The following is a 23959-nucleotide window of genomic DNA, read 5'->3' as shown; positions in this document are numbered from 1 at the left end:
CACGATTAAGCCGGTACGGTGAATAATATGGGCTTAGGTTACTGGTTTTTTTTAATAAAACTTGGCTAATGCACCCGTTTTAAGGCAGGCATATATATGCCGGTACGTCAGCCCGACAGCATTATTAAAATTTTTTATTTCAAATAGGTGTAACAAATTCGTTCGGGGGGTAGTCCTATGGTTATAGTACTATGTATTGCATGGTATTATAGGATTTGTAGCCTGGTTAAGATTGGCTCAAAAAGATTAATGGTCAAACAGTTCACCTATCACATCAGCATGAAACTAAAGCTCTTACTCCTCATCTTATTTTCAATCGTTATGGCCCCGGCCTTCGGGCAGGCGGGGCAGGCGTTATTCGCGGTAAACGGCATCGCAACGGATTCACTATCGAAACAACCGCTTGCCTATGTAACCGTAAACCTGCGCAACGAAGCAAAGCAGTTAGTCCGCACCACGGTGACTAAAACCGACGGCACGTTCCGGTTTGAAAAGCTGCCATCAGGACAATACCTTCTCTCGATGATCAGTGTTGGTTTTAAGACGAAAATACTTCCTGTTGATTTTACAGATAATAATAAACCCTCTATAAATCTGGGGAGCATTGCCCTGGGCACACAAACTACACAGCTTAAAACGGTGGCTATTACGGCCGACAGGCCTATCATTAAGCAGGAGGTTGATAAACTCATCTACGACTTAAAGGCTGACCCTGACAGCAAAAGCAGCAGTGTACTGGAGATGATGCGCAAAGTGCCTTTGTTAACAGTAGACGGTGACGATAACATCCTTTTAAAGGGAAATAGCGGCTACCGGATATTTGTTAACGGTAAACCATCAAGTATGATGGAGCGCGATCCGAAGAATATCCTCAAAAGTATGCCTGCGTCAACCATTCAAAGCATCGAGGTAATTACCAACCCTTCGTCGAAGTATGATGCCGAGGGAATGGCGGGGATTATTAATATAGTGACCAATAAAAAAATAAGTAACGGGTACAATGGCACGCTAAACCTTAGCCATGTATTCCCGGTAGGCGGCCCACGATTGGGCGGGTCATTTTCGTCTAAACAAGGCAAGCTGGAACTATCAGGCTATTTTGGCGGGAATATCTCCAATTCGCCCGAAGTGCTCAGTTCCATTTCGAGACTTACCACCGGGAGCAACCCTACGAGCCTTAACCAGAATAACACCGCGAAATGGGATGGCAAAAATGGCTATACGGAAGTTGGCATCAGTTACGAAATTGACAGTCTTAACCTTATTTCGGGACAATTCAATATTAACGGAAATAACCAGGACGGCATCAACACGCAAAGTTCTGTTTTGAACGAAGCCGGCAACATGGTTGAAGGGTACGACCTGTACAATAACAATACGGCAGGCGGCAGGGGCCTGAATGTCGGTTTAAATTACCAGCTGGGTTTTAAAAGCAATAAGCAAAGGCTGCTCACCTTTTCGTACCAGTACTATACATTCAACAACAGGCAAGATGCGTCGCTGACGGCATCTAATCGCGTGAACTATACGACGCCCGATTACCTGCAACACAATGAAGGTGAATCTTCCGAACAGACTGTCCAGGTAGATTACGTTCAGCCTGTAAAGAAGTTGAATATTGAAATGGGGGTGAAAGCAATTATTCGTGATAACAAAAGTGACTTTCAATATCTCGGATTTAATGCGTCAACCGGTAATTTCGAGGCCGACCCATCGCGAAGCAATAAATTCGATAATAACCAAAATGTACTGGGTGCATACAACAGCTATACCTATACCCTGCAAAACTGGAGCTTTAAGGCAGGCGCCAGGGTAGAGGAGACGCTGATTGATGCTGATTTTATTTCTACCTCATCGCAGCTGAACAAAAATTTCTTTAATATAGTGCCTTCGGTAAGTATTAATAAGCGGTTTAAAAACTCCAGTACGCTGAACTTCGGGTTTTCGCAAAGGATACAGCGTCCGGGTATATATCAGCTAAACCCCTTTGTAGATCGCTCGAACCCAAACTTCGAATCGTCGGGAAACCCCAACCTCAGGCCCGCGGTTTCCAATAGTATCCAGTTGGGTTATAGCAGAACGAAAAAGGCATCCTTAAACCTGATGCTTGGCTATAATTATTTTAACGACCTGATCATGCCCGTTGTGATTTTCGATCCGGCTACGAATATTACCCGCAGCACTTTTGATAACACCGGCAAAGCCCGCCTGTTCACCTTTAACGCTAATATCAATTACCCCATCACCAAAAAATGGAGCACATCGTTCAACGGTAGGATTGCGCATGGCCGTGTGCAGGGCATAGTGAATGGCCAGCTGGTGAAAAATCAGGGCTTTATGTATGGCGCATCACTAAACAGCGGTTATAATTTAGAGAAGGGCTGGCGGGTTAGTACCAACGTGTTTCTGAATGGGCCTAACCTTTCTATCCAGGGTACATCGAATCCTTACGCCAGTGTATCCTTTACAGTTAATAAAGATGTAGTGAAGGATAAACTTTCGTTCTCGGCCACGGTGAATAACCCTTTCAGTAAATACAGGAATAATATCAGGAGTTCATTCGGGCCCGATTTTACCCAAACAAATATTAACCGCGCCTATTTCCGGGGCTTTACCGTCAGCCTTAATTACCGTTTCGGCAAACTGAAGGAAGCGGTTAAGAAAAACAAACGGGGTATCAGTAATGACGATGTTCAGGGAGCGCCTTCGGGGAACTAAGAGCATTTAACAAATAACAAACAGGCGGAGGGGACCGCCTGTTTGTTATTAACCTTTTTCGATATTCCAGGTTTGGTTTTAGTTATCTAATAACCTGCGCAGATCACCCGTACTGATCTCCTGTACCGGCCGGAATGCACCCCCGGCCGCATAATGTAACAAGCTGTATCGGAGCTGCCTTGCCGCTGCCCGTTCCGTTAATTGGCTATGAAGATCCATTGTACAAAGAATTAAGGTCCCGGAACCAACCTTGAATTCAACCAGCGTTGCCAGGTTACGGTTCCTGAAAAAGTTATCGATCACCCGGACTATCGGCGTTGCAGGAGCTCTCAATTTATCAAGTATCAGCGACCGGGAACGGGTCACCAGGTCCCACCATTGCCAATCCGTATAAAAGTCAGTAGGGAAATCAGCCAGCGCGTTATTTTTCTTGTCAATGAGCAGGCCCATACTGCCTGGTTGGTCGGGGAAATGGACCGGGCTCCAGAAAACAGGAGCGAAACGGCCGTCGATACCTTTAACGTTGGCAGTATCCGGATTAAGCAACACTTTTCGCCCCGCTTGCAGATAACTAAGGGCACTGTCGATGGATGTAGTAAAGATCACGTTATTAAAAGATTCCGGATTTTTATTTGGGTAAACCCAAATTTTCCAGTGATTAGTATAACCGGTATTGGCTATGCTTACAGTGATCAGTAATTCACAAGCCCGGTCGATTTTGCTGAGATCTATCGAGAAACTTCCCGCAGAAGCGTTGCCAATAGCAATAGACTGCCGGCCAAGCGAACCACGAAGATTAAAGTGCTTATCTGCTGAAATTGCCGACCAAAGAATTTCGCCATTTATTTGCCGGTCGCTATAGTTGGCAATTTCGGCAGCCGCAGCAAAACGCTCACGATTGCTGTAAGCCGCCTTTTCAAAACGGATCAATGGCACCACCGGGCCACAGAATTTGCTAAAATCAGCCGGCGAAATCAAGCCTTTACTATCCCAGAAAGCATTTAAAATCCCAACAAGTGCTGTTCCCTGTCCCGGAAAGTCATGAAGGTCAAGCAATTGAAACCCGCCAACACCCTTGGTTTTCAATGCGCGTTCAATTTCTTCTTTGTAAAGCTGAACAGCGAGTGTTCCGCTTGCTTTAAGGTAATCAGGAGCCAATCCAAGCATCCCTTTTTTGCGAAGGTTGTTCCGTACCGCCTCAAAGTTAGATGGCCGCAGAACCCCGGTATACTTTTTTATTTCTTCAAGGTCCGGATAAACAGAATACTGGCCCACCTCGTGAATAATAAGGGGAACTGTTGTCCCTTCCAGCGCTTTACTGTAATCTGTCTTAAAATCGGGCGGGTTGGTGTTGAAAATACCCTGTCCCCGTACCCATCCTTTTTCCGTGTATTGGGTAATAAAATAATCATCGGCAGGATCCGGACTTTTGCCATGCCCTTTTTGAAAGCTGAAGGTGGTTGTGGTGTATAAATGCCGGTTGTCTTCCTGCTTTAACTTACGCACCAGCTTCTCCAGCCATCCAAAATCGCCCTCCAGTTCATTGCCCATGCTCCAAAAACAAAATGAAGGATGGTTGCCATAATTCCGGATAATATTTTCGGCTTCCTGTTCCAGGTAAATCAATGTTTTTGGGTCTTTGCCCACGGTTAGTGCCCATAGCGGCAGTTCAACATGCAGATAAAAACCTAGGGAGTCGGCCACCTGAAATGCTGCTTCGGGCGGGCACCATGAATGAAAGCGAAGATGGTTCAGCCCGTAAGCTTTAGCGGTCTTAAACACCTTCAGCCAGCCGGCTGTATTCATTGGTGGATGGCCTTCCAGCGGAAAAATATTGCATTCAAGCGTACCGCGCAGAAAAAGCGGACGACCATTGATATGAAGCTCGTTCCCGGTCGCGTTAATATCCCTGAAGCCAAAACTTTGAGTTCTGGCATCCAAAACTCGTCCCTTGCTGTCAATTACTTCCGTGCGAAGGCTGTATAGCTGCGGATGGAATTCGTCCCATGATTGCACCTGCGGAACCTGGAGGTTAATTTCCTGCTGATCATGCTGAATAACGGTTGGGCTGGTTTGTTTAACGACCTTTTTTCCGGAAAGGAGGGAAGCCCGCAGATAAGTATCGCCACGATGGGAACCGCCCAGGCTGATAGCTGCCTTTACGCTGTGATTGGCCAGCGAGGAGTATACCTGTACCTGGTTAATAACTTGTTTGCCTATGTCGATCAGCTGCATCTTTCCGATAACGCCGTTCCAAATGATCTGTGTACCGTCGGTGTAGGCATGGGCAAAGTCATTTACGCTGATGTCATGCTGCTTGCGATTGTCTACGCGAATGGTGATCACATGTTTGCCTGCTGCCAGAGGGCCTAATTTGAAAACTTGTGGTGCAATCAGGCTTTCCTGTGTCCCGGCTGGTTTGCCGTCTATCCAACAATCGGTTTTCCAGATCACCCTTTCAAGCGACAGCAGGGCGTTGGCCATCCGGCTGGTTAGATTTATGCTGCGCTGATACCAAACGGCACCGGTGTACCTGTGTTTTCTGGACAGATGCAGCATGATGTCCTTGCTCAGCACAGTTGTATCCACCTTTACAGGCGCTCCGATACCGGCGTCATCTAAGGTGCCAGGCAGCCATATGCTATTAGTAAATTGCTGTTGCTGCCATTTCTGATCCAAACCTTTGTCGAGCGAATCGAGTCTGTACAGCCATTTGCCGGCAACCGGTATTGGTTTAACCTGCGCCGAAATGGTAGAACTTGCTACCAGTGCCGCGAGCAAGAAAAATGTTTTTTTTAAAGAATACTGCATCATTGATAGTGAGCGGTTAAAGTAGTAACAGAACGGGGCTCAAGTGTTATTGTCCCGACGGGAGTTGTTGATTTTTTAAGATTTTTGAGAGCTGTTGTGGTGTACATATCAAATGTATTTCCGGCCAATTGTGAACCACCCGGATCAACCGTGTATTGTTTGCTTTCGGTACTCATATTTATCAGCACAATAACCAATTGTTTTGAAGCGGGATCTTTGTATGCGGAAACCATTTGTGTTCCTGTTGCCAGCACGGGATCGTTAACATCACTTAATGCTGCATTTACGCGGATCATCCCCGGCCTGATAAACCGTGAATAATTTCCCAAACACCACAATTGTTTTGAATCACTAACCAGGCCATTGGTTTTCATGCTGTTCAGGTCATATCCACCAGATGGGTCGTTAATGTATACAAGCCCGTCACTATAATTATAAGTATCAACGGCAAGCCACCACTGCCATGAAGTTACATTGGCCACCGTAAGGTCATGATGAATAACTTTGGCCACATACAAGCCGTAATCAATACCGGTATTTTTCGGGTAACCATTTAATTGACCACAAATATCGCCTAATATACCAAACTCTGACTGCCAAAGATGAAGACTTGGGTCAACAGCCTTTTGCTTATCTACTGCATGTTGCCGGTAACTGATCAAATCGGCGCCCGGGCAGGTAGTAAAATAACTGTGTGCTGATAGTAAGTGCTCCATCGAAGGGACATCGCCTATATAATTAGCGGAGCTTTTGTTAAAGAATTGGTTGAGCTGATCGCCGCGACCATCGCTGTTGTTAGCATCCAGCGAATTCCATTGATTGGCTTCACCAAGACATATCGTAGTTACTAAGCCGGCAGCTTTCATCTTCGGGCCCAACAGGCGTATAAAGTCTGCAATTTCAGCATTGGTAGCACCAGTGCCTTCCTGCGATGGATTTTCTCCCCAATTCCACTGGGGTTCATTAAAGGGGCTGAGATAATTAAAAGGGGTACTGCTTGATTCAAAATGCTTTAAAACGCTAACCAGAAAATCTGCAAAAGCATTTTTTTTGCTTTCTGTTAGGTTCAGATGACTGTTAGCCAAACCATAAGCTTTATTATTTTGCGTGAACTGTACCGGTGGCGAAACAGAAAATGCCAGGAAGTTTTTTACACCACGTGCTTTCGCCGCCGACAGGAACCATTGCTGGCCTGCTTGTTTGTTCCAGTTATAATTATTATTTGCATCCAGAAAGCATTCTTCCCGGCGAAACTCATCCGGTATTCCGCTATCCGCACCTTGTTCATAGCTCCCGGCGCCGATGTTGAAGCGCCAAAGTGTAAGGCCAATACCTTTGGGATTGCCCTGCTGGTCGGCTTCCATGCTGAACAGGTAATCAGCAATCTGATTCTTTTTGGTAACATCATTCCACTTTCCGATGAATTTGGTTGTCCAGCAATCAGAGGCACCAAAGCTTTGCATCGTTTGCTGCTCATTTCCCAAATTGATAGTGATGCGGGCCGGGCCGGTATTGCATATATTAACGCCATTAACGATGCAACCGTCGTCTCCTTTTTTAATTCCTGTTTTTTTAGCGCAGCTGAATGAGTTTGATACACCCAGCATTACCATGAACAGCAGTGCTGATCGCAAATTTATTTTCATAATAGTTATTTAAAGCCGCCGGCATGCCGGCGGCTATTTGCTAATATCCCGGGTTTTGTGTAATCTTTCCGTTCGAGGCAATAATTTCCTTTGATGGGATAGGCCATAGATTATGTGTTCCTGCAATAAAATTAGCACCCTTATTTTGAGGTTCGTTCAGGTTCTTAGTTTCATATGGGTCTTTGCTTTGTTGCGTATTGTATTTAACAAAACTTCCGTTCGGTCCTAAAATGCTGTTGATCACCGGTTGTCCGCTTTGATCTTTCCATCGCCTGATGTCATACAAACGATCTCCTTCCAGGGCCATTTCGAGCCTGCGCTCCAATCGCACAGCGTTGATGAGGTTCCAGCCGGTAAGTGTCATATCGGTAGTGAGGCCAACGCGGTTCCTAACCGTACGCATCGACTGTAAAGCCTGGGCCGACTGCTGCTGCATAGCGGCAGCTTCAGCATTCATCAGGTAAACATCTGCCAGCCTCAGGTAAATATGATCTTTTGAAAAGCGGCCGTTCGGTGTTCTTTCACCGCGAGGTACATAAACTTTTCGGTTGTACCTGGCAGATTTACATTGTGCCGGATTGGCATTGAATGAGGTATTGGCCGGATCGCCGGCAACCGGGAAGCCCTGGCGCATGATCGTCCAGTTTAACCTTACACTGTCTGCCTGAGATTTAAAGGCATTTTCAAGATCGCTGGTTGGCGTAAAATATCCCCATCCGCCTTCGGTCCCGGGCATGGAGGTTGTAGGAAAAATGTTGCCCAGGTTTGGGTATTGGGTAGAATACTGATATTGTATTTCAAAAATAGACTCAGGTCCGTTATGATTAGTTGTTTGCCATATATTACCAAAAAACGTTTCCAGGTTGTATTCACCAGAGCTGATGATCTGGCTGGTCAGATTTTGAGCTCCTGCCCAATCTTCGGTATACAGGTCGATCTTGGCCAGCAGTGCTTGCGCCGCTCCTTTTGATACGCGGAACTTATCTGTGGCGCTATACTGTGATTTATTCGGTAAAATGCCAATACCACTATTAAGATCTTGTTTAATGAAATTGTACACATCGGCGGCGCTGGTCCTGCTGTAGGTATTTTCCTGAGGGCCCAGTGTCTTAGAGATCAGCGGAATCCCGCCCCAGTTTCTTACCAGCTCAAAATATTGGAAAGCCCGCAGAAACTTGATCTCGGCGATAAGCTTCTGTTTGGTAGGATCGTCAATCTGCGATTTCTGAATGCCTTCAATGGTAGCATTAAAAATATAAATGCTTTTGTAGATTTCGATCCAATGTGCCTCAATACGATCATTTTCGGCATTTAATGTGTAATGCGCGGCCTGTACCGCCGTGCCTTGCCCACCGTTGATACCGATCCACTCATTGTCGGAGGCGGCCTCGCCGCCTACTTGCTTCCACCATTGCGTCTGCCACCAGTCGTCAAAGTCAATGTATTTGTAGCAAGCAATCGTTGCGCCACTGGCTTCATCAACTGTATTATAAAAAGTATTGGCCTGTATAGCGTTACCATAAGGTTCCTGATCCAGGAAAGTCTTTTTGCAAGCGCTCATGCCGGCAATAACCAGTACGAGCAATATATATTTCAAGTGTTTCATTGTTGTTTACTGCTAAGTCTTAAAAATTCGCGTTAAATCCGATATTGAAGAATTTGGGGATCGGGTTCTGTCCGTTGTCAATGCCATACCTCAGTACACCCGCAAATGGTACTTCAGGGTTTAATCCGTCATATTTGGTAATGGTGAAGAGGTTTTGAGCAGATACGTAAATCCGCACTTTTGCCCGGCCGCCCAACGCTTTTTCAGGCACGGTGTAACCCAGTTGCAATAACTTATTGCGTACATAGGTGCCATCTTTGATAAAGAAACTGGAGTTTTTAGAGAAATTGCCGTTTGGATCACTCAAACTCAACACAGGATAACTGTTCGTGCTGCCCGGACCTGTCCAAAATTTATTTTCTTTACCGCTGATGAAGTTATACCCGTAGATGGGGTTCATCCTTACCAGGTAATCATCAGCTACCTTATTGCCAAAGGACCCATAAAATTCCATACGGAAATCAAAGCCATGGTAAGAAGCCTGAAGGTTTAAGCCCGATGATAATTTAGGATATGGATTTCCGATCGATGTCCGGTCGTTCAAATCAATGGTATTATCGCCGTTAACGTTCGCGTACATAAAATCGCCGGGCCTCGCATTAGGCTGCAATACAGTGCCGTTAGGGCTTTTATAGTTCTGTACGTCCTGGGCTGTTTGGAAAACACCGAGTACCTTATAACCGTAATAACCGCCTAAAATATCACCTGCAGCGGTTTTGGTCCTCCGGGTAGACTGAAATACGTCATTGGATATTTCGTCATACAGGATCTGTCCCTTCAGGTCAACCGCTTTGGAAATGAAATGCTGTACTGTAAGACCGATACCGAAAGAAACACCACCGATTTTGTCTTTATAATTGATGGCTGCTTCCCAACCGCTGGTACGCATGGTACCCACGTTAGTATAAACTGTTGGGATATATCCCTGCGGATAGCCCAGCGAGGGTTGTACCGGGAGGTAAAGCAACATATCTTTAGGCGAGCGCCAGTATTTATCAGCAGTTATGGATAATTTATTATTGAAGAAGTCCGCATCAAAGCCGATGGTCACGTCCTGTGTTGTTTCCCATTTGATATTTGGGTCTGGTACATTAGAGGGAACATAACCATAAACCCGGCTGTTTGCGCCATTGATATAATCTGATAAGCCCAGAGTACTTTCGTATGCGCCTGGCGAGCCTGGCAAATTGCCTCCCACACGGCCAAATGATCCGCGCAATTTGAGGTAGTTCAGCCATTTGATGTTCTTCATAAATGACTCGTTTGAAATCACATAAGCACCTGAAACGGTTGGAAAATAACCCCAGCGGTTGGCGGGTGATAACATTGATGAACCATCTGCCCGGAAAGAGCCGGCAATGAAATAGGTTTCATTAAAATCATAAGATACGCGGGCAAAGTAAGAGCTCATTTTACCGAAGGGCCCCGCGCCGGGTTGATGAGAGCCGGATCCGTCGGCAAGCGTTGCGCCGGCAGAAATGTAGTGATAAGGCTCCGCATCATAAGGAATATCCTGGCGGTACACGTAAGTGTTATTATACGTGTAATTATCGGCAGACTGGCCTATCAAAACGTTGTAATGATGTTTGTTGATACTACCAATATAATTGATCGTATTATCCAATTGCCAGCGGTAGTTGATCACCGAGTTTTGGGATGCGCCTGATATATCACTGCGGTCTTGCGGATCGATGTAATATTTAGGTTGGTAATTAGTCTGGTTTATCGAGTTATAAAAGCCGGAAATACTGCTTCTTAATGTCAGGCCTTTAATTGGTTTGATTTCAAGATAGGAGGAACCCTGTGTGCCGAATAATCGTGATTGGTTAAAATCACGGGCCATGGCAGCTAATGGATTATTGATATTATTAAAATTGGAACGCGTAAACTGGCTGTAAACCGGGTTATAGGCAGTGAAGCTCCAGCTCGGATTGGTTGCTGCATAAGCGTTAACAGCCGTTTGCGTCTCGGCAGCAGATCTGGTTGCCGCTACGTTGGGTGCAATAGACATGATGTTGAACAGGCTTGTGCCGCCACCGTCGCCATATCGCTCCATACGCGGTGCAAGGCTAACACCAAATTTAAATACTTTTGAAATTTCGTAATCGATGTTAAACCTGGTGGTGATTTTTTGATAGTCAGCAGTACCACGCTGTGCGGCAAAGTTGCTGGTTTGATCAAAATACCCGGCGCTTCCGTAAAAGGTGAGCCCGTTTTTTGATCCGGATGCGCTGACATTATAGTTATGTGTGTAAGCTTTTTTGGTTGCCTCATTCCACCAATCAGTATTAACACCTGTCACCGTTCCATTGGCCGGAAGGGTCTGGTTGTTATTAGCATAGATCTGGCGGTAATGGCTTACAAACTCGTCTGTCTGTGCAAGTTTCGGGTTCACCCAATAGTTCATGCCCGAAGTTCCGTTAAAATTGATCTGCGTTTTCTCTTTCCCTCTTTTTGTGGTAACCAGCAAAACACCGGCTCCGCCACGGGAACCATAAATAGCAGTAGCTGCCGCATCTTTCAGCACGTCGATTTTGTCAATATCTGACGGGTTGATGTCATTAAGGCCGCCGAATGAGGTGATCACGCCGTCAACAACAATGAGCGGATCGCTGGACCCTGTGATTGTGGAGAAGCCCCTGATCAGCAGCTTCGGTTGCGCGCCGGGATTGCCGCCCCCCTGAAATACCTGCAGGCCGGGTACTTTACCTTGAATAGCATCTGCAACATTACTGGTGGTGGTAGGGGCAATGTCTTTAGTCCCGACAGAGGACACCGCTGTAGTTACGCTTTTGCGGGTAATGGTTTGGTATCCAATTACCACAGCCTCATTAAGCTGATTGTCGGCAGGATTAAGTGTTACCTCATAAGTTTCTCTGTCATCCACCGGAACCTCTTTGGCCTGGAAACCAAGGTAAGAGAATACCAGTATGTCACCTTTGCTTGCTCTGATCTGGAACTGACCGGCTGCGTCGGTTACAGAACCGGTTTTTGTGCCCTTAAGCAAAATGCTTACGCCAATAAGCGTTTGATGCGTGTTATCTGTTACACGTCCTTTTAAGGCTTTGGTTTGGGCGAAAACCAGGCTGCAAAGTGGTAACAATAACACTAATGTTAGTGTAAATTTTGTTCTCATAATTGGGTTATTTGGGGTTATTAAGGATGACAAATCTAATGGCAATCGGATCGTTGAGTATAGACGATATGATGTAATACATGGATAATATTCTGATTGTTATTGTATTTAGCTGTTTTGCTGCTTATTGGTTGATAAAAACCTATGCCTTTTTTTCGCTATTTGGGGCTATGTAGAGTTATTTTATTCTTTTAGTTAAAAAAACGAAAGGCGGGCATTCATGAGTTTGGTCGTTCTATATGGATAATTTTACTATTTAATTATAGAGTATGCCAGGGCCTTTCGAATGTGGCATTGCTGATTAAAATGAATGCGTAGTGGCGCATTAAATTATAGGAAGGAGAAAATTGAAGGGAATAAAACAAATGTTAAATGATTTCAGTTCGTCCTGTTTGATAAAAAGCACAAAAGTTTGCCATAAATAGCCGAATCAGGGGTACTCATCAGGCTTGTTTCTTATAAAAGCCTGACCTTATTTTCGCAATGAACGTAAAGTGTTTTAGCGTTCCGGCGATAGTTATATAGTCCATGTTTTTAATTTTTTCATCTATATAGAATGCCCTGTTATTAAATATTTTTGTGAATACCAATGTTGACCGACTAACAATTACAGATTGAAATCAATGAATATCAAATCCTGTCCATATCCAAAAAAATGGGGTAGGGCAGTATTTTAAAAGATAATAATTTAATGGATTTATGAAATTCAGCCGTTCAGAAATTTTACTTTTAATGTCAGTATCCGGCATTGATAACGGCTGTGGCAAAACAGTATCTATTCGCCTTTTAACACAGCATGTCTGCATTCGCAAACATGTGTAACCCGCGATAGGATTTAAATAAATCAAATGAACACATATTCAGCAAGTTACAAAAAAGATGGTTTTGAAGGTCAGCGAGCGATCGTGATACCCAAAACTATATTACAGCGGTTTTGTGAGGGAAATGCGGCTATACAAGGAGCATTTATAACGGATATTGGATACTATCCCAAGGCAAAATTTCATCGCAGGGAGCGATATACAGGTGCGGGGCAAAATATCCTGATTTACTGCGTTGACGGAAAAGGGATGGTTAAGATAGGCACTCATACTTATGAGATCAAGCCCGGCGACTTTTTTGTTATTCCTCATGGTGTTAAGCATTTTTATGAAACAAATGAAACCAGCCCCTGGACAATTTACTGGTGCCACTTTAAAGGCCCGCAAGCGGATGCTATAACAGAGCAAATTTATGTAAGGGACCAGAGTTTCCGGTACAGCATCGAATTTGACGGTGATCGGATCGCCCTTTTTGACAAGCTTTACGTATTTTTAGAACAGGGGTACAGTACAGAAAATCTTACTTACGTCAATTTACTGTTGCTGCAATATTTAAGTTCTTTTTTGTTTAGGGACAAATATTATAAAACGAATTTGAACACACACTCCCAGCCGCAGGACAGATCTATTTTATTCATGCAGAACAATCTGGATAAGACCCTAAGTTTAGCTGAGCTCGCAGCCTCGGTAAACCTATCGGTGAGTCATTATTCTGCATTATTTAAGAAAACCACAGGATTTTCTCCTATAGATTATTTTAATCATCTTAAAATACAAAAAGCCTGTCAGTACTTGCAGTTCACGGAATTGAGGATACGTGAAATAGCTTTTCGCATTGGCATTGATGACCCTCTTTATTTTTCAAGATTGTTTAACAGAACTATGGGATACGGTCCCAAAGAATACCGTAAAAGCCGATCTCCTTCCATTAAATAAGTGCGTTTACCCGCTTTGGACTGTATTTTTAAAAAATTATGCTTTCTTAACGAACTCAGATTTTAATGCCATAGCGCCAAACCCATCTATCTTACAATCAATGTTATGATCGCTGTCAACCAAACGGATGTTTTTAACCTTAGTCCCGGCTTTTATACTTTGAGAGGAACCACGTACCGGCAGGTTCTTTATGGTAACAACAGTATCCCCGTTCTGGAGAATATTTCCATTGCTATCCTTCACCACAAACAGATCTGAACTTACAGGATTATCTTGCGGGTTCCATTCGTGGCCGCATTCCGGACATATGAGCAGGTTATCCATTTCATAAGCATAGGGAGATTTACATATTGGGCAGGGGGCAAGTTCACTCATCTTTTGTAGTATTTGATTTCATCGGCAAAGATAAAATTTTAAAAGATTTGCATTCGGCCATGTTGTATACATTTTTTCCAGGCAAAACAATTGAAATAAGGAAACGGAAGACAGACCTGCCATACAGTAATCTATAGAAATAGTTTCGCCGAAACCCTGATATGTGAGATGCTATTTGCCAGTTTTAATATTGACTTAACTATATGACTTAACAGGGTTTCTTAAGATTTATTATTTAGAATTAGATTAAATAAATACTTTCGTGCAAAATTTAATCTGATGAAATCACATGTACCATTACACTTTATTACTACCTGTTTTTTATTATTATCCTGTTTTGCATCAGCTCAAAACGTGAAAATACAAGGTAGCGTCCGCGACTCCGTATCTGGAGTGGCCTATCCCACAATCAAGTTGAAAACCGCGCAGATAAGTGGTGATGCCAAAGGGCGCTTCACGGCTTTTGTACCGGCAGGACAGCAACTGACAATAGAAATTTCTGCCGTCGGCTATCAGCCCATATTGATATCACTTCCTGCTTTAACGCGCGACACGGCCATTAACTGGCGCTTACTGCAAGCCAGCCAGGCGCTTGGTGAGGTTTTAATTTCCGCAACCAGAAGACCGGAAAGCCCCAGGAATATTGTATCAGCAGTGAGCATCGTTTCAAAAAAGAAACTCGATAATGAGATTGCTGTTAACCCGGACCTAACCAGCATCCTGGCAAATGAGGTGCCCGGCTTTGCCCCGACAGCGCAATCGGGCAGTAATGTTGGTCAAAACTTAAGGGGGCGTCCCATGCTGGTTATGATTGATGGTGTGAGCCAGTCGTCACCACTCAGAAATGCTGAGGTGGACCTGCGGTCTATTGATCCGTCTGTATTGCAGCAAATTGAAGTCGTAAAAGGGGCAACGGCCATTTACGGTAATGGTGCCGCCGGCGGCCTGGTTAACTATGTAACATTGGTGCCTGATACTTCGGAAAAGTTTGCCGGTAAAACCGACGTTTATTTAAACGGCTCACTGGTGAAAGTACGTAATTCGGTAGGCGGTCGCGTCAGTCAGATGTTTTATGGCAAAGCAGGGAAATTCGATTATGTAGCAAGCGGCATGGCAGAGGAAACCGGAGAATACAAAGATGCCAAAGGCGATGTGGTTGGGCCCAACTACAGCCTTGGTGAAACAAACACCTATAATGCCTTTGCTAAACTGGGTTATCAGCCAACGCGTAACCAGCGTTTGCAACTGGTATATAACTATTATAGCAGCTTACAGAACAGCAACTTTACGCTGGTGAACGGCAACCCGGCAACAGGTCAGAAAGCTACCGGGGTACTTGGTAAACCGGCAGGCATTCCTACCGGGGCGGCTTACAATCACAACCTGCATTTATCTTACAAGGTTGACAATCTTTTTGCGCATACGAGCCTGAACGCGGATGCTTATTATGAAAAACGCCAGGATGTGTTTTATGTGTCCTTAGGTCGCTTTGATGGCGGCGACGGTCAGTCATTAGCACATAATGATAAAAAAGGCATACGATTATTCCTCCAAACTCCACTGGTCAGCCGTCCGTTGCTGAACGCTAACCTGTCTTATGGTATAGATTTGCTGAAAGACAAAACCTCACAACCGCTGGTAGACGGCCGTGTTTGGGTACCGACCATGGACATGACCAACCTGGCGCCATTTACGCAAGCTGACCTAATGATCATTCGGGACCTGGTGTTCAAAACAGGGTTCCGGTATGAGCGTGTAAATATTGATGTTGACAATTATCGTACATTACGCATCACCAATGCAAGCGGTGCTACGGTAACTCCATCATTTGATGTAACAGGCGGCGTGTTGAAATATAATACCGCTTTGTTTAATGCCGGTTTAAAGTATAATCGTTTTGAGCTGTTCAGTCCTTATGTAAGTTTCTCCCAGGGTTTTTCTGTAATGGACATCGGTTTGGCTTTACGCGATGCCAGGGTGAACAGTATTAATAAGATCAATACCGATGCTGTTAAAGTGAATAATTATGAGGCGGGTTTTGAAAGCCGTTATCAAAATCTGGCATTTTCAGCTTCAGCCTATCAAAGCACCTCTAAGTTGGGAATTGAGGTATTATATGATCCGGCCACCGGCTTATTTAATACCGCGCGCAGCCCTGAAAAAATTTACGGTTTTGAATTAGCTGCCAGCTACATATTTAGCCGCCGGTTAACTGTAGGCGGTAGTTACAGTTATACAGATGGAAAAAGGGACGTTAATCAAAACGGGAAATACGATGACCCGCAAGATGCCTACCTGAATGGCAGGCGCATTTCTGCTCCTAAGATTACCGGTAATGTTACTTATTCACCAATCCGGGTGGTGGACATAACCCTGAATTATACAGGAATTGGCAACCGCAACCGTTTCGCAAAAAATGCTGCCGGTATCTACAATGGCAATGAAGGAGCTGTAAAAGCCTATAACCTGTTCAACCTGGCCGCCGGGTATAAAGTGAATAAGAATACCCGGTTGAGCCTGGGCATTGAAAACCTGTTTAATGAAGACTATTTTCCGGCACGTGCGCAATGGTTCATGCAACCGGGATTCTATTCAAAAGGCAGAGGCACAGCGTTTAACTTTGGTATATCAGTAGGATATTAAAGACAGGCCGATCAGCACATCCATGGTACAGGCGGTGAGTGCAGCGTAGCCTTGGCAGAAACAAATAGGAGGAGGCACAAGGCATTTTTTCAATACAGGATGTGGAGATTAAACCTAATTCATTTTTAATGCTCCATAAAAGCTTCTGAATTGAAAAGGTATATCCTGAAACAGAAACAACCACATAAACAGAGCAATGCTTTTTATGTGGTTGTTAAATCGGTTGAACTAATGGGGATGTAAATAGATCGTGCTCATAAAAATTAGAAATACCGTAGAGGCAAAGCACAGTTTTTAATTACGGACCACTGCCGATTCTTTAAAAACTTGATATATATGCCTTCAGAAATTGAGCTTCGCCAACTTACGAGGCTTGAAAAAATGATTAAGAGGCCCGGATCCCTCGCCGGTTTTTACATTCTGCCCTTCTTTGATGGCTATGTTAACGTAAACCCCGGCCGAAGCAATGGCTTCGGTTATGGATTGCCCTCGTGCTATATAAGCTGCGATAGCTGAAGCCAGTGTACAACCTGTTCCGTGTGTGTTTAAGGAGTTTATAAAAGGGTAAGCGAAAGTTTTTCTTACACCTTGCCGATCAGCATATACGTTGTAGAGTTCAAGCCCATCTAAGTGGCCGCCTTTTACAAGAACGGCCTGGCTACCTAAATCTAACAATGCTTCTGCCGCGTTTATCATATCATCAACATTGCCGGCATGTTTGCCCGTTAGTTGAGTTGTTTCATTCAGGTTTGGCGTGAGCAGGGTTACCATTGGAAAAAGTAGCTCCTTCATGGCAAGCAATGCTTCGTTATTTGCCAGTTGTTTTCCGCTGCTTGAGCTGATAACTGGGTCGAGGATGATGGGTAGCGGTTCGTATTTTTTTAAAGCATCGGCTACCGCCTGCACAGTTTCCGCATTTGGCAGCATCCCGATCTTCACTGCCAAAGGCCGGATATCGCTCATTACTGCGCTGATCTGATTTTGCACCATTGCCGGTGGAATAACGTGAATATCAGTTACTCCCAGGGTGTTTTGCGCGGTAATGGCAGTAATGGCTGAGGTGCCGTAACAACCCAGGGCGGCAAAGGTCTTCAAGTCGGCCTGAATGCCCGCACCGCCGCCGCTATCGGAGCCGGCGATGGTTAATACCGAACAATATTGATAATACTGCATCATTTCGTTTTAAAAATTAAAGGCGTTAATGCCCCCTTTTAAACTGAAGGCCGCTATCCCCGACAAAGACCTGGTTTGCTGAGCCGCTATTTTACTGCGTTGCCCGGTTTGACAGATAAATATCAGCTTTTTACCGCTTGGAAAAATATTAGCGTGTTCTTGTAAATCATAAAGCGGGATATTTATTCCTCCTATATTTTCATCGTCAAATTCATAAGTTTCACGTACATCAACCAGGTAAATTTCGTCGGGTGTTTCCGCGTGCCATTTTTTGAAGGTGTCGGCGTCGATTTCATCGGCAACCCTATCACTTTCAACCGGCTGAGATGTGTTAACCGGGAGTGAAGGCGTTGCGGCAGAAATTTTGAAAATACTGATGCTGTTGTCAAGCGCATTCAGGGTTAATAGTTTGCCAGATAATAGCTCCCCAATACCGCAAATCAATTTAATGGTTTCGTTGGCCATATAAGTACCTATTATACCGGGTAACACGCCAATAACACCAATTTCGGCACAGTTGGGCACTTCATTTTCGGGTGGCGCTTCTGGAAATAGGTCACGATAGCTGGGGCCGCCCTGATGGTTAAACACAGATACCTGTCCCTCAAATTTAAATATTGAGCCAAATACCAGCGGTTTACCAAGGGCGGCGCAGGTATCGTTTACCAGGTAGCGGGTGGCAAAGTTATCAGAGCCATCTATCACCACATCAAAATTGCTTATCAGTTGTTGCACATTGGCAGCAATAATCCTTTCGGTATAAGCTATCAGCTCCACAAAGGGGTTAAGCTGGTTTAGTTTTTGTTTGGCTATCAAAGCCTTTGGCTGGTCAATATCAGCGGGAGCATATAATATTTGCCGGTGCAGGTTGCTGATATCAACCACGTCAGCATCCACAATACCAATGGTGCCTACTCCAGCTGCAACCAGGTATTGCAAAACCGGGCAACCTAAGCCGCCGGCACCTATCATCAACACCCGGGCGGCTTTTAGTTTTTCTTGTCCGTGCAGGCCCAGCTCGGGCAATATCATTTGCCGGTTGTATCTTTTCAGTTCTTCACGTTCCAGCATATCCTTAGGTTAAACAGTTGTCCCAATCTTTCCAAACCGCCTCGTAACCCTGTTGGGCAATGATCTCTGCAATTTCCGCTGGACTGCGCTCGTCTGAAATTTCGAACTGCTCCAGCGACTCAGGCTCTACCGCGTACCCGCCCGGATTGGTTTTTGAACCGGCGCTTATAGAGGTGATACCCAGCTTGATGATATTATTGCGAAAGTTAGCCGATTCGCGTGTAGATATCGAAAGTTCAACCTCTTCGTTAAATAAACGATAAGCGCAGATCAGTTGTACCAGTTCGCGGTCATTCATTTCTACCTTTGGCTCGAGGCCGCCGCTAAAAGGCCTTAGCCGCGGGAATGAAAGGCTGTATTTAGTTTGCCAGTATTTTTTTTCGAGGTAATTAAGGTGCATTGCGGTAAAAAAACAATCGGTGCGCCAGTCTTCCAAACCTATTAAAACGCCCAGTCCCATTTTATGGATCCCGGCCTGGCCCAACCTGTCGGGCGTCTCCACCCGGTATTTAAAGTTTGATTTTTTGCCTTTGGGGTGGTGTTTTTTGTAATCCTCTTTATGATAAGTTTCCTGGTATACCAGCACGGTATTGAGGCCATAAGACGTTAGCTGTTGATAGTCTTCCAGATCCATCGGTTGCACCTCCATCGAGATATGGGCAAAATGCGGCCTGATCAGCTCGAGCACTTTTTTAAAATAATCAACATGCACATTCACGTTGTCCTCGCCGGTTACCAGTAAAACATGCTCGTAGCCCATCTCTTTAATAACGGCCACTTCCTGCATAATTTCCATTGGCGAAAGCGTTTTGCGTTTTACCTTGTTATCGTAACTAAAGCCGCAATAGGTACAGATGTTGCTGCATTCGTTGGATAGATAAAGCGGCACGTACATCTGCAGCACCTTGCCAAAACGTTTCAGGGTCAGGCGCTGGCTGATCCGCGCCATTTGCTCCAGGTAGGGCGCTGCAGCAGGTGATACCAGGGCCTTAAAATCCTCCAATGTTCGTTTATCTGCGGCCAGGGCGCGTTCAACATCCGCGCTGGTTTTAGCGTAGATGCTGGCCTTGGTATCATCCCAGTTATAGGTTTCAAAAATGTCGTTAAAACTACTCATCTAAAAAAGAAGTAAGTGGACTACTTGCCATAGCATGTGATACCGGTTGTGCCAGTTTTGCTTCAAAAGCCATCCGGCCGGCTTTAACGGCCAGTTTAAATGCTTCGGCCATTTGTACTGGATTACTTGATACCGCGATGGCGGTGTTTACCAGTACGGCGTCGGCGCCTATTTCAAGCGCTTTGGCTGCATCAGACGGAGCACCTATACCCGCATCAACAATAACGGGTACGCTGCTTTGGCTGATGATGATCTCTAAAAAATCGATGGTTTTAAGGCCCTTATTACTACCTATCGGCGATCCTAAAGGCATCACGGCCGCAGTACCCGCTTCTTCAAGCCTTTTACATAATACGGGGTCGGCATGGATATAGGGCAATACTATAAAACCCAGTTTCGCCAGTTCTTTGGTAGCTTTTAGGGTTTCTATAGGGTCGGGCATCAGGTATTTGGGATCGGGATGGATCTCCAGTTTTATCCAGTTGGTTTCCAGCGCCTCGCGGGCAAGTTGGGCGGCAAACACAGCCTCCTTAGCATTCCGCACACCTGAAGTATTAGGCAGCAGGTTAATATGCGGATATTTTAAACGCAGCAACAGATCGTCGTTGTCGTTGTTTTTTACATCAACACGTTTCAGGGCTACGGTTACCAGTTCAGAGCCTGAGGCCAGCAAAGCCTCCTCCATCATGGCAGGCGAGTTAAATTTGCCGGTGCCTGAAAATAAGCGCGACTGAAAAGTTTTATCAGCGATGGTTAACATAGTGTTGATTTTAAGCTTCGTTAAACGAAGGTTGATTTAAATGATGGTATAATTCCGAAACCACTTGCCTGGCGTTGGTGGCGTGGGTGATGGCGCCGGACAGCGCAACACCATATACGCCGCTTTGTATGATCAGCGGTATATCGGCCGGCACAATGCCGCCGATAGCGATTACCGGGATCCTCATATTTGCAAGACGCATCTGATCCATGATATCCCGGTAACCGTCCAGCCCCAAAATAGGGCTCAGCTTTTGTTTGGTAGTTGTAAAACGGTAAGGGCCAAGGCCGATATAGTCGGCGCCCTCGGCAACGCGCTGTCTTACATGCGCAAATGTATTGGCCGTACCACCGATGATCATATCATGGCCAACAATCTGACGGGCCTGTTGTATGGGCATATCCTGTAAACCCAGGTGCAGCCCGTGGGCACCCGCCTTTTTTGCAATTTCAGGATGGTCGTTCACTATTAATCTGGCACCGTACCCGTCACAAAGTTTAACGGCCTCGATGGCATATTGCAGAATGATGTCTTCGGGCTGATCTTTAACCCTCAACTGTATCCATTTACAGCCCGCATCCAAAGCCGCTTTGATAGCGCTAAGGTGCGTGCCATTTTGAGATTGTTGAGAGATATAATGCAGTTTATCAATCATGGATTTAATTATTCGGTTTGTTTTTTAATGCTTATAAAATTGGAAACAGCCTGCTTGGGATCTTGCCAGATAGCACCCAAAACCGCCGCTCCGTCAAAATTCATTTTTTTTAGCAGGTTTAAATTGGTTATATCCACGCCGCCAAGCGCTATTATTTTTGGTCCGGACTTATTACGGTCTAAACAAAAACCGGCAGGCAGCATGCTTTGATAACCTGGCTTGGATATGCTGTTGAACACCGGGCTTAAAAATGTGTACTCAAAATGTTTTAGTGAGGATGTGGCGCTAACATCATGTACCGAAGTACTCAATCGGTAACCCTGATTAAGCTGAATATTTAAATCCAGGTGGTCGCTTTTGATACGATCCTTTTCGGGATAATGTAAATAGTGCATCTCAAAAACTTTGGCCAGCCTATGATGCTGATGACAAACTATAGCATGATGATAGGCCTGGTCAATCTGAGTAATCAGATTGGTACATTGATCGAGATCCCAATCCGGTTTGCGCAGGTGGAAACGCTGTAAACCGGCCCCGAACAAGCGGTTGATTATTTGTGCTTCATCCGTCACAGTATCCGGGGCCGATATCACGATCAATTCCATTACAGGTATATTTCGCTGCCTTTTTCGGCAAACTCCTTCGATTTTTGTTCCATGCCCCTGGTTAGCGCGTCGACTTCGTTAACACCGTTCTCTTTGGCAAAGTCGCGCACATCCTGGGTTATTTTCATCGAGCAGAAGTTCGGTCCGCACATCGAGCAAAAGTGCGCGATCTTGGCTCCTTCAGCAGGCAGGGTTTCATCATGAAATTCTTTAGCCGTATCCGGATCTAACGACAGGTTAAACTGATCTTCCCACCTGAACTCGAACCGTGCTTTGCTCAACGCATTGTCGCGATATTGCGCACCGGGATGACCTTTGGCCAGATCGGCAGCATGGGCGGCTATCTTATAGGTGATCACGCCATCTTTAACATCTTTTTTGTTGGGCAAACCCAGGTGTTCTTTAGGGGTTACATAGCACAGCATAGCCGTACCGAACCAACCGATCATGGCAGCGCCAATGGCCGAAGTAATATGATCATAACCCGGAGCGATATCGGTAGTTAACGGGCCCAAAGTGTAAAAAGGCGCTTCCGAACAATGTTTCAGTTGTTTCTCCATGTTCTCTTTGATGAGGTGCATGGGTACGTGGCCGGGGCCTTCAATAATGGTTTGCACGTCGTGCTTCCACGCTATTTTGGTCAGTTCGCCCAGGGTTTCCAGCTCGCCAAACTGTGCAGCGTCGTTGGCATCGGCAATACAGCCGGGGCGCAGACCATCGCCTAACGAGAAGGCGACATCATACGCTTTCATGATCTCGCAGATCTCTTCAAAATGCGTGTACAGGAAATTCTCTTTATGATGGGCCAGGCACCATTTGGCCATGATAGAACCACCGCGCGATACGATACCGGTAATACGTTTGGCCGTTAATGGCACATAGCGCAGCAACACGCCCGCATGGATAGTGAAATAATCAACACCCTGCTCTGCCTGTTCTATCAGCGTATCCCTGAACAGTTCCCAGGTCAGGTCTTCGGCTTTGCCGTTCACCTTTTCGAGCGCCTGGTAAATAGGCACGGTACCTATGGGCACAGGTGTGTTGCGGATGATCCATTCGCGGGTTTCGTGAATGTTTTTACCAGTCGACAGGTCCATAATGGTATCTGCGCCCCAACGGCATGCCCAAACGGCTTTTTCTACTTCTTCTTCAATACTCGAGGTAACTGCCGAGTTGCCAATATTGGCATTGATCTTAACCAAAAAATTACGGCCAATGATCATCGGTTCACTTTCGGGGTGATTGATATTTGATGGGATAACTGCGCGACCGGCGGCTACCTCTTGTCGTACAAATTCGGGCGTAATGTAACCTTTAGGTGTGTTGGCGCCAAAGCTATGGCCCTGGTGCTGTTGGCTCATTATATCATATTGCCCGTTCAACTGTTCTTTCAGCAGATCGATGCGTTGGTTTTCGCGTATGGCGATGTATTCCATTTCGGGCGTGATAATGCCCTTTTTGGCGTAATGCAGTTGCGACACATTCATGCCTGCTTTGGCGCGGAAAGGTTTACTTTGGTAGCCAAAACGTAAATGATCAAGCTCTTTACTGTTTAAACGTTCGCGGCCATATGCTGATGATATGCTATCCAGCAGCTCGACATCACCACGCGAAGTGATCCATTTTTCGCGCAGGCGGGGTAAACCTTTTTTAACATCGATGGCTATGTTGGGATCGGTATAAGGGCCGCTGGTATCGTAAACAGTTACCGGGGCGTTGGGCTCGGTTTCGCCAAAACGGCCATGTAGTTTGGTGTCGTTCAGGCTTATTTCGCGCATGGCCACGTCAATGTCGTGTAATTGCCCTTTAACGTAAATCTTACGCGAGGCTGGAAACGGTGTTTGCGTGATGGCTTGTGCTGTAGGTGTTTTTTCTGTTTTCATAAA

At 45.3% G+C, this 23959-nt stretch carries 15 protein-coding genes; 3 read left to right on the top strand and 12 right to left on the bottom strand.

Translation table 11 applies throughout. From position 1 onward, the window contains the following. The first annotated feature begins 279 nt into the window (after nucleotides 1-279). Nucleotides 280-2718, top strand: a complete 2439-nt coding sequence (locus IEX80_RS07060; RefSeq protein ID WP_188832482.1) for an outer membrane beta-barrel family protein — start codon at nucleotides 280-282, stop codon at nucleotides 2716-2718. 78 nt (nucleotides 2719-2796) lie between these two features. On the opposite strand, the gene IEX80_RS07055 is transcribed toward IEX80_RS07060, so the two are convergent. From IEX80_RS07055 to IEX80_RS07040, 4 genes are read right to left on the bottom strand one after another with little or no spacing between them, the layout of a single operon-like run. Then, on the bottom strand, nucleotides 2797-5532 hold the full coding sequence (locus IEX80_RS07055) for a DUF8487 domain-containing protein (RefSeq protein ID WP_229701551.1): 2736 nt from the start codon (nucleotides 5530-5532) through the stop codon (nucleotides 2797-2799). Further along, nucleotides 5529-7175, bottom strand: a complete 1647-nt coding sequence (locus tag IEX80_RS07050) for a glycoside hydrolase (protein WP_229701550.1) — start codon at nucleotides 7173-7175, stop codon at nucleotides 5529-5531. The genes IEX80_RS07055 and IEX80_RS07050 overlap by 4 nt, the downstream gene beginning before the upstream one ends. Before the next feature lie 40 nt (nucleotides 7176-7215). Beyond that, nucleotides 7216-8781, bottom strand: coding sequence for a RagB/SusD family nutrient uptake outer membrane protein (locus IEX80_RS07045; RefSeq protein WP_188832481.1), 1566 nt, complete (start codon nucleotides 8779-8781; stop codon nucleotides 7216-7218). A 19-nt stretch (nucleotides 8782-8800) separates the two neighbouring features. Further along, nucleotides 8801-11917, bottom strand: coding sequence for a SusC/RagA family TonB-linked outer membrane protein (locus IEX80_RS07040; RefSeq protein ID WP_090527492.1), 3117 nt, complete (start codon nucleotides 11915-11917; stop codon nucleotides 8801-8803). A gap of 848 nt (nucleotides 11918-12765) precedes the next feature. On the opposite strand from IEX80_RS07040, the gene IEX80_RS07035 reads away from it, so the two are divergent. Then, on the top strand, nucleotides 12766-13674 hold the full coding sequence (locus IEX80_RS07035) for an AraC family transcriptional regulator (RefSeq protein ID WP_188832480.1): 909 nt from the start codon (nucleotides 12766-12768) through the stop codon (nucleotides 13672-13674). Between the two features lie 36 nt (nucleotides 13675-13710). On the opposite strand, the gene IEX80_RS07030 is transcribed toward IEX80_RS07035, so the two are convergent. Then, the gene (locus tag IEX80_RS07030) at nucleotides 13711-14049 is read right to left on the bottom strand and encodes a zinc ribbon domain-containing protein YjdM (RefSeq protein ID WP_090527498.1); all 339 of its coding nucleotides are present in this window, start codon (nucleotides 14047-14049) and stop codon (nucleotides 13711-13713) included. Nucleotides 14050-14403: 354 nt separating this feature from the next. Between IEX80_RS07030 and IEX80_RS07025 the strand changes: the two genes are divergently transcribed. After that, nucleotides 14404-16692: a TonB-dependent receptor gene (locus IEX80_RS07025; protein ID WP_188832479.1), complete on the top strand. Its 2289-nt coding sequence runs from the start codon at nucleotides 14404-14406 to the stop codon at nucleotides 16690-16692. 342 nt (nucleotides 16693-17034) lie between these two features. Here the strand turns inward: IEX80_RS07025 and thiD are convergent, their stop codons facing one another. The 7 genes from thiD to thiC are packed head-to-tail and all read right to left on the bottom strand — an operon-like array spanning nucleotide 17035 to nucleotide 23956. Beyond that, a complete protein-coding gene (thiD, locus tag IEX80_RS07020) occupies nucleotides 17035-17868 on the bottom strand; it encodes a bifunctional hydroxymethylpyrimidine kinase/phosphomethylpyrimidine kinase (RefSeq protein WP_229701549.1) in 834 nt (277 codons plus the stop codon). A 6-nt stretch (nucleotides 17869-17874) separates the two neighbouring features. Further along, entirely contained in the window at nucleotides 17875-18936 is a 1062-nt protein-coding gene (gene moeB / locus IEX80_RS07015; RefSeq protein ID WP_188832478.1) for a HesA/MoeB/ThiF family protein, read from the bottom strand. A gap of 4 nt (nucleotides 18937-18940) precedes the next feature. Then, nucleotides 18941-20053, bottom strand: coding sequence for a 2-iminoacetate synthase ThiH (thiH, locus tag IEX80_RS07010; protein ID WP_188832477.1), 1113 nt, complete (start codon nucleotides 20051-20053; stop codon nucleotides 18941-18943). Further along, complete coding sequence (locus tag IEX80_RS07005; RefSeq protein ID WP_188832476.1) at nucleotides 20046-20813, bottom strand: thiazole synthase; 768 nt, start codon at nucleotides 20811-20813, stop codon at nucleotides 20046-20048. The genes thiH and IEX80_RS07005 overlap by 8 nt, the downstream gene beginning before the upstream one ends. 10 nt (nucleotides 20814-20823) lie before the next feature. After that, entirely contained in the window at nucleotides 20824-21468 is a 645-nt protein-coding gene (locus tag IEX80_RS07000) for a thiamine phosphate synthase (protein WP_188832475.1), read from the bottom strand. An 8-nt stretch (nucleotides 21469-21476) separates the two neighbouring features. After that, nucleotides 21477-22073: a thiamine phosphate synthase gene (locus IEX80_RS06995; RefSeq protein ID WP_188832474.1), complete on the bottom strand. Its 597-nt coding sequence runs from the start codon at nucleotides 22071-22073 to the stop codon at nucleotides 21477-21479. Continuing rightward, nucleotides 22073-23956: a phosphomethylpyrimidine synthase ThiC gene (thiC, locus tag IEX80_RS06990; protein WP_188832473.1), complete on the bottom strand. Its 1884-nt coding sequence runs from the start codon at nucleotides 23954-23956 to the stop codon at nucleotides 22073-22075. Before thiC ends, IEX80_RS06995 begins: the two co-directional genes overlap by 1 nt. Between the last annotated feature and the right edge of the window lie 3 nt (nucleotides 23957-23959).

The sequence above is a fragment of the Mucilaginibacter rubeus genome, assembly GCF_014643835.1.
GTDB lineage: Bacteria > Bacteroidota > Bacteroidia > Sphingobacteriales > Sphingobacteriaceae > Mucilaginibacter > Mucilaginibacter rubeus.
The sequence above is the reverse complement of the archived record's forward strand: the minus strand, read 5'-3'. Positions and strand labels throughout refer to the sequence as shown.